Raw genomic sequence first — 6,394 nt, forward strand, 5'->3', positions numbered from 1 at the left:
CCCCCCCCCCCCCCCCCCCCCCCCCCCCCCCCCCCCCCCCCCCCCCCCCCCCTTTTTAGATGTGTATAAGAGACAGATGATAAGGAGATCACCAAACCTGGTAACTCGCCTGCTGTGGTAGAGTTTAAGAACCCATCGGCTATTAAATCGCCATCAGGTGCTGTTTACGCGTCGTTCAATCACTCTTATCCATTAGAGTCTACAAGTGCTACATTTACTGTACAAGTAGATTACACCGGATCAGATGTTGCACCGCAAGATATCCCTATAACTATCGATATCAACCCAACAGCTGTTGATGATTACAACACGCAACAACATACTTCGTTGTTACGTATGCATGAGGCACCGTATAATTCACTTTATACGTTGAATACTACCTCTGCAGTTATTCCTAAAGGTGGCCGTTATGCAAATGTTACCGTTTCTTTAAAACCTAGCTTGTTTAATCCGGCAGTTAGCTACGGTTTGGCTTTGAGGATTAAAAGCGCAACAGGAGCAAACATTAGCGCTAATTTCGGAACTATTATTGTTATTTTCGGAGCTAAGAACAAGTATGATGGAATTTACCAGGTTGTGAATGGTAACGTACAACGTTACAGCGCTCCAGGTTCTCCAACTATCGGAGATGCACTGAACGGAAGTCTTAAAGGTAACTCTAACGTAACTTTGACTACTATTGATGCCAATACGGTTGAGATTACCGGTATGAAATGGTCAGGTAATGCCTCAGGTATTGCTGGTATAGATAACCTACGTGCTACTGTTGATCCTGTAACTAATTTAGTAACCATGAAAGCCTTGGGTAATACAACGCTTGCTAACATGGCAGGAAAAGACAACAAGTATGATCCAGCGACCAAAACTTTCACTTTGAACTTCAACTGGAACCCGACTGGTGCTGTCAGAGAGATCACAGGTTTAGTTTTGACCTACAGTGGTGTAAGATAATTCTTATTTCATAAAATCTATAAAAAGGCGCTTCATAACGAAGCGCCTTTTTATTGCCTATTTGTAGGCAAATAAAAAAGAAAAGCCACAAGATAGATCTTGTGGCTTTTTAGGTTGTAAGTATTGTGCGCTTATTGCTCAGCGTGCAACCTGACCTTTAAGCCGTCCATAGCCGGACTTAGCTGTAATTGGCAAGCTAGCCTAGAGTTGGGTAGCAAGTCAGGCAAGGTGTCTAACATGGCATACTCATCGTCTGTCATTTCGTTTAGCTTTTCTTCGCCTTCCAGTACATCTACGCAGCAGGTGGCACAAAGCGCCATGCCGCCACAAGTAGCCAGAATGTCGTATTCGCTGGCCTTTAAAAATTCCATCAGGCTTAAGCCCATGTCGGTAGGAGCTGTTAAAGTGGCAATGTTGCCTTGACGGTCCTCAACTTGTATAGAGATATCGTTTGTTTCCATGCTTAAAATTCGCTAACTCCGTTTACGGTCGTATATTTCATGGTGTATTTAACTCCAGGATTGATGTATTGATAGGCGCTGTGGCTCATCAAGGCTGCCTCATGGAATCCGCACAAAATTAACTTTAATTTGTTAGTATATGTATTAATATCACCAATGGCGTAAATACCTGGGATATTTGTGCTGTAGTCGTCTGTATTTACTTCAATGGCGCTTTTGCTGATGTTGAGGTTCCATTGCTCTATAGGGCCTAATTTAGGGCTTAATCCGAATAGCGGAATCAGGTGGTCGGCTTCGTAAGTGGTAGTTTCCATGGTTCGATTATGGATCACCTCTACACTTTCGAGCTTGCCGTTTCCGTTAACTGCATTTAAATTGCTATTGAGTACGAGGTTGATTTTGCCACTTTCAGCTAATTCCATCACCTTGTTTACCGAATCAGGTGCACCGCGGAAGCTTTCGCTACGGTGTACCAAAGTAAGTTCCGATACCACATCGGCCAAGAAAATGGTCCAATCCAAGGCAGAATCTCCGCCACCGGCAATCACCATTTTTTGCCCACGGTATTTTTCAGGATCCAGGATCATGTAATTTACGCCTCTTCCATTTTCAAATTGCTCTAAACCGGCAACTGCAGGCTTGCGGGGCTCAAAGCAACCTAGGCCACCGGCAATAACTACTACTTTGGCCTCAATAATGGTTCCCATATTGGTGGTGAGCACGAAATCGGCTTCGCCACGTTTTTCAAGGCCTTCGATACGCTCGCCTAAAGTAAAGCCAGGATGAAAGGGTTTGGCTTGTTCTACCAAATTATCGATCAGTTCTTGGGCTAATACGCTTGGATAACCAGGAATATCGTAAATAGGCTTCTTAGGGTAGATTTCAGACAACTGGCCGCCCACTTGGGGTAAATAATCGATTAAATGACAGCGCATCTTTAATAATCCTGCTTCAAAAATCGCGAATAAACCTACGGGGCCGGCGCCAATAATGGCTATGTCAGTTGAAATCATATTTTAAATTTTTGCAAATTTAGCAATTAAACTTTAAATATAGACCTTATTTAGACGCGTTCTACATAAAAACTTAAAAAAGTCTATGATTTTGATAGACTAAGCGGTTTTAAGGGCTTAATGGCTAGCTCACAGGACCATGAAAATTTGCTATCTTTGCAATAACTATGGATAAATGCATCTATTTTGCTTCTGATTTTCATTTAGGTGCGCCGAACTATACCGAGAGCCGCAAAAGGGAAGCCCATATAGTAGACTGGCTAAATTTTATCGAGCCCACTTGCAGCGAATTGTTCCTGATGGGCGATGTGTTTGATTTTTGGTTCGAATACGGTAAGGTCATACCCAAAGGATTTATCCGCTTGCAAGGTAAGCTCGCCGAAATGGCTGATAGGGGCATTAAGATTTATTTTTTTAAGGGTAACCACGACATGTGGGTAGACGATTACTTTACCAGGGAAATTGGCCTGCAAATTATCAGCGATGAGCTGATCATAGAACGTGCCGACAAAAAATTCTTTTTGCACCATGGTGATGGTTTAGGCCCGGGAGATAGGAAGTACAAATTTTTGCGCAAGGTATTCAGGAATCCGTTTTGCCAATGGTTGTTTTCGGTTTTGCCACCACGTATAGGTATGTTTATTGCCAATGGCTGGTCGAGTAGCAGCAGGGTGGCCAGCAACAAAAAGGAGGTTTTTTTAGGTAATGAAGGCGAGTGGCTGGCCATCTTTGCCAAAGAAAAGCTGCAGGAAGAACATTTTGACTATTTTGTGTTTGGGCATAGACACTTGCCTTTAGATATAGATCTGGGCAACAACAGCCGTTATGTAAATATTGGCGAATGGATTAATTATTCTTCGTATGGCGTTTTTGATGGCCAAAACCTGAAGCTCGAATATTATAAGCCCATTTAAGCGAGTTAATATGCTCGGTCAAGAGGTCTTTGCTTTGGTCATTAAACTTTCACGTTTGGTCTTAAAATCGTATTTTTGCATCCTTTACGGCACAGGTGGCCGTTAAATAAACCCGATAGCAGCGGAAACTTATTTGAAGTTGAAGCGGATAGCGGGACGGGCGCTGTTGCCTGCAGTAGCGCATATTTTCAAAAAAACAAAATTATGTTAGAGAAATTAGAAGCAATTAAGCTACGCTGGGAAGATGTTGAAGAACAACTGAGCAATCCTGATACGATACAGGACATGAAGCGTTTTGCGGCTTTAAATAAAGAATACAAAGACTTGGGCAAGATTGTAGACGAATACAAAATCTACAAGAATGTGATGAGCAATATCGAGGCGAATAAGGAAATCTTAAGCAACGAAAAGGACCAAGAGTTGCGCGAGATGGCCAAGGAAGAATTGGATATTCTTTTGGTGCAACAGGAGAAAATGGAGGAAGATATCCGTTTGATGCTGATTCCGAAAGATCCTGAAGATGCCAAAAATGCAGTTTTCGAAATCAGGGGCGGTACCGGCGGAGACGAAGCGGCCTTGTTTGCGGGCGATTTATACCGCATGTATACCCGTTTCTTCGAAACCAAAGGTTGGCGCGTAGAAACCATGGACGTTACCGAGGGTACGGCTGGCGGCTACAAGGAGGTGATTTTGAAGGTGAGCGGCGACGATGTGTATGGCCAGCTGAAATACGAATCGGGTGTGCACCGCGTACAACGTGTGCCTGATACCGAAACCCAGGGCCGTGTACATACTTCGGCCGCATCGGTAGCGGTATTGCCAGAAGCCGAAGAAATCGATCTATACATTAATCCAGCCGATATTGACTTGCAAACTTCAAGGTCGGGTGGTGCCGGTGGACAGAACGTAAACAAGGTAGAAACCAAAGTGCAGCTAACGCACCGTCCGTCGGGTATTGTGGTGGTTTGCCAGGTAGAACGTTCGCAGCTAGCCAACCGCGAATTGGCAATGGAAATGCTGAGAAGCAAACTTTATGACTTGGAAGTACAGAAAAAGAACGGAGATATTGCTGCCAAACGCAAAACAATGGTATCAACCGGCGACCGTTCGGCCAAGATCCGTACCTATAACTATCCGCAGGGAAGGGTAACCGACCACCGCATTGGTTTAACACTTTACAACCTGAGTGGCATTATGGATGGAGGCGTGCAAGAACTGATTGATGCCTTACAGTTTGCAGAGAACGCAGAGAAGATGAAAGAAGGTGCTGTAAATTAAGGAGTTATAATTATTTTAAAATTTTTATTGCAAAGTAATATAAAGGAGCTATATTTGCAATCCCAAACCGAAAGAGATTTTGGTTGAGAGGTCTGGTAGTTCAGCTGGTTAGAATGCCGCCCTGTCACGGCGGAGGTCGCGGGTTCGAGTCCCGTCCAGACCGCAAAAAGCATCACTTTAACAGTGGTGCTTTTTTGGTTATTGTGGTTCCCTAACTATACTGTCAAAAGTTGCTTGGGTCGTTACAATAGCCATTGTTTATGTGTTTGCGCCGCTAATTTGGCGAAGGAGATCTAAAACTCTATTTTAGGACAGAATTAACTTGATTTATTCATGATGAAAAAGCCCCTGCTACTTATTCTTTTCCTGAATATATTGGCATTTTCGAGCAGCGCACAGGTATATAAGGTCAACATAGAAAAGAACTTTGATACATATTATTCGTTAATTGCCAAGGGTGAATTTGAGCAATCTACAGAATATGTTCCGGACGATTTTTTTAAAATCATTCCTAAACAGCAAATGGTAGCACTGATGAAGCAACTGTTGAGCTCAAAAGAGTTTGAGTTTAAGGTCATGACTGGGAAGATCAAAAGTATAAAAGCCCCCAAACTCATAAATGGCAAACACTATGCATTGTTTAACTATGAAAGTGGGATGAGTATGAAATTTAATGGGATGGACACGTTAGGCATTAAAGAGAAGAGCGAAAAATTAAATTTGCTTAGCCAATCACTGAAAATTAAATTTGGAGAAGACCATGTAAAGCTGGATGACCAAACCAATACATTCCTGATTTATACAGTTAAAAAGTCGTGCGCGATTTCTTTAGATGGTTTGACAAATTGGAAGTTTGTCAATATCGAAAATGGACAAAAAGGTATTTTGCTGAAAATATTACCTGCCGAGATTATTGATGAGATTTAGCTTCTTTTGTCGAATTCGGCAAAAACCCCAAGATCAAGCCCTTAAAATTCGAAAGCAAGTCCCAAAATAAACGGTTGCTATCAATTGTCCTTTCGCCACAATCAATTGTATCTGCGCGGTTGATCACAAAATCGGCCATATTTTCAATAAGCTGCAGTTGAACGAGGTTTTTTAAGGCTTCGGCAAAATGACTGGCATAAACGTGTCCCCAGATTTCCACGATCATCGAATCATCCTCAATAGCCAAAGCCTGGTTTGTGCACAACAGGTAGTCTGATTTGATGAGCGTCACCAAAACTAAGGTTCTATTGTCAATGTCTTCTGATAAGAAGCGTTGCAGTTCTGCTGAGCCGTCAATCTGAATTAGCCCATCTTTAAAGATCACCGGCAGGCTAAATCCGTTGAGCTCATACGTTTTTTCCGTTGGCATAGGCTTTTTGTAGATATCCCAATACTTCTTCGTTAAGATCCTCGGCAAACATGAGCCTCAGGTGATGGTTGTATTGATTGCTTCCGGGTACTTGTCCGATCTTGCGGAAACACAGGTTGTCGTAATAAGGTTCGCTAAAAGGCAATACAATATCGACAAAGTTTCTGCCCAGGTTGATCACAAAGGCAAAGCGGGTAACAGCCGATAGCACGATCATCGATTTGGTTGCATGTAGCTGAATGGGACCTGTCTCTTATACACATCTCCGAGCCCACGAGACAGTACTCATGATCGCGTATGCCGTCTTCTGCTTGAAAAGGGGGGGGGGGGGGGGGGGGGGGGGGGGGGGGGGGGGGGGGGGGGGGGGGGGGGGGGGGGGGGGGGGGGGGGGGGGGGGGGGGGGGGGGGGGGGGGGGGGGG

8 protein-coding genes and 1 tRNA gene are annotated in these 6,394 nt (G+C 43.8%); 5 read left to right on the forward strand and 4 right to left on the reverse strand.

The genetic code is table 11. From position 1 onward, the window contains the following. Window positions 1–114: 114 nt before the first annotated feature. The gene (locus tag JHD69_RS21560; protein ID WP_199141841.1) at window positions 115–951 is read left to right on the forward strand and encodes a DUF1735 domain-containing protein; all 837 of its coding nucleotides are present in this window, start codon (window positions 115–117) and stop codon (window positions 949–951) included. 131 nt (window positions 952–1,082) lie between these two features. Here the strand turns inward: JHD69_RS21560 and JHD69_RS18590 are convergent, their stop codons facing one another. Further along, complete coding sequence (locus JHD69_RS18590) at window positions 1,083–1,412, reverse strand: 2Fe-2S iron-sulfur cluster-binding protein (protein WP_199141842.1); 330 nt, start codon at window positions 1,410–1,412, stop codon at window positions 1,083–1,085. A gap of 2 nt (window positions 1,413–1,414) precedes the next feature. Next, window positions 1,415–2,425 carry an NAD(P)/FAD-dependent oxidoreductase gene (locus JHD69_RS18595; protein WP_199141843.1) on the reverse strand — a complete coding sequence of 337 codons (1,011 nt, stop codon included), beginning with the start codon at window positions 2,423–2,425 and terminating at the stop codon, window positions 1,415–1,417. Window positions 2,426–2,592: 167 nt separating this feature from the next. On the opposite strand from JHD69_RS18595, the gene JHD69_RS18600 reads away from it, so the two are divergent. The 4 genes from JHD69_RS18600 (at window position 2,593) to JHD69_RS18615 (ending at window position 5,544) form a co-directional block, all read left to right on the forward strand. Beyond that, a complete protein-coding gene (locus tag JHD69_RS18600) occupies window positions 2,593–3,339 on the forward strand; it encodes a UDP-2,3-diacylglucosamine diphosphatase (protein WP_199141844.1) in 747 nt (248 codons plus the stop codon). A 204-nt stretch (window positions 3,340–3,543) separates the two neighbouring features. Then, the gene (gene prfA / locus JHD69_RS18605; protein WP_199141845.1) at window positions 3,544–4,617 is read left to right on the forward strand and encodes a peptide chain release factor 1; all 1,074 of its coding nucleotides are present in this window, start codon (window positions 3,544–3,546) and stop codon (window positions 4,615–4,617) included. An 89-nt stretch (window positions 4,618–4,706) separates the two neighbouring features. Continuing rightward, window positions 4,707–4,780: transfer RNA gene (locus JHD69_RS18610), tRNA-Asp, on the forward strand. A 173-nt stretch (window positions 4,781–4,953) separates the two neighbouring features. Further along, window positions 4,954–5,544 carry a hypothetical protein gene (locus JHD69_RS18615; protein WP_199141846.1) on the forward strand — a complete coding sequence of 197 codons (591 nt, stop codon included), beginning with the start codon at window positions 4,954–4,956 and terminating at the stop codon, window positions 5,542–5,544. Here JHD69_RS18615 and JHD69_RS18620 read toward each other — a convergent pair. Next, window positions 5,528–5,974, reverse strand: coding sequence for a hypothetical protein (locus JHD69_RS18620; RefSeq protein ID WP_199141847.1), 447 nt, complete (start codon window positions 5,972–5,974; stop codon window positions 5,528–5,530). The two genes, JHD69_RS18615 and JHD69_RS18620, sit on opposite strands and share 17 nt — an antisense overlap. Continuing rightward, on the reverse strand, window positions 5,952–6,191 hold the full coding sequence (locus JHD69_RS18625) for a hypothetical protein (RefSeq protein ID WP_199141848.1): 240 nt from the start codon (window positions 6,189–6,191) through the stop codon (window positions 5,952–5,954). Before JHD69_RS18625 ends, JHD69_RS18620 begins: the two co-directional genes overlap by 23 nt. Between the last annotated feature and the right edge of the window lie 203 nt (window positions 6,192–6,394).

It is taken from the genome of Pedobacter sp. ASV12, from assembly GCF_016429155.1.
Lineage (GTDB): Bacteria > Bacteroidota > Bacteroidia > Sphingobacteriales > Sphingobacteriaceae > Pedobacter.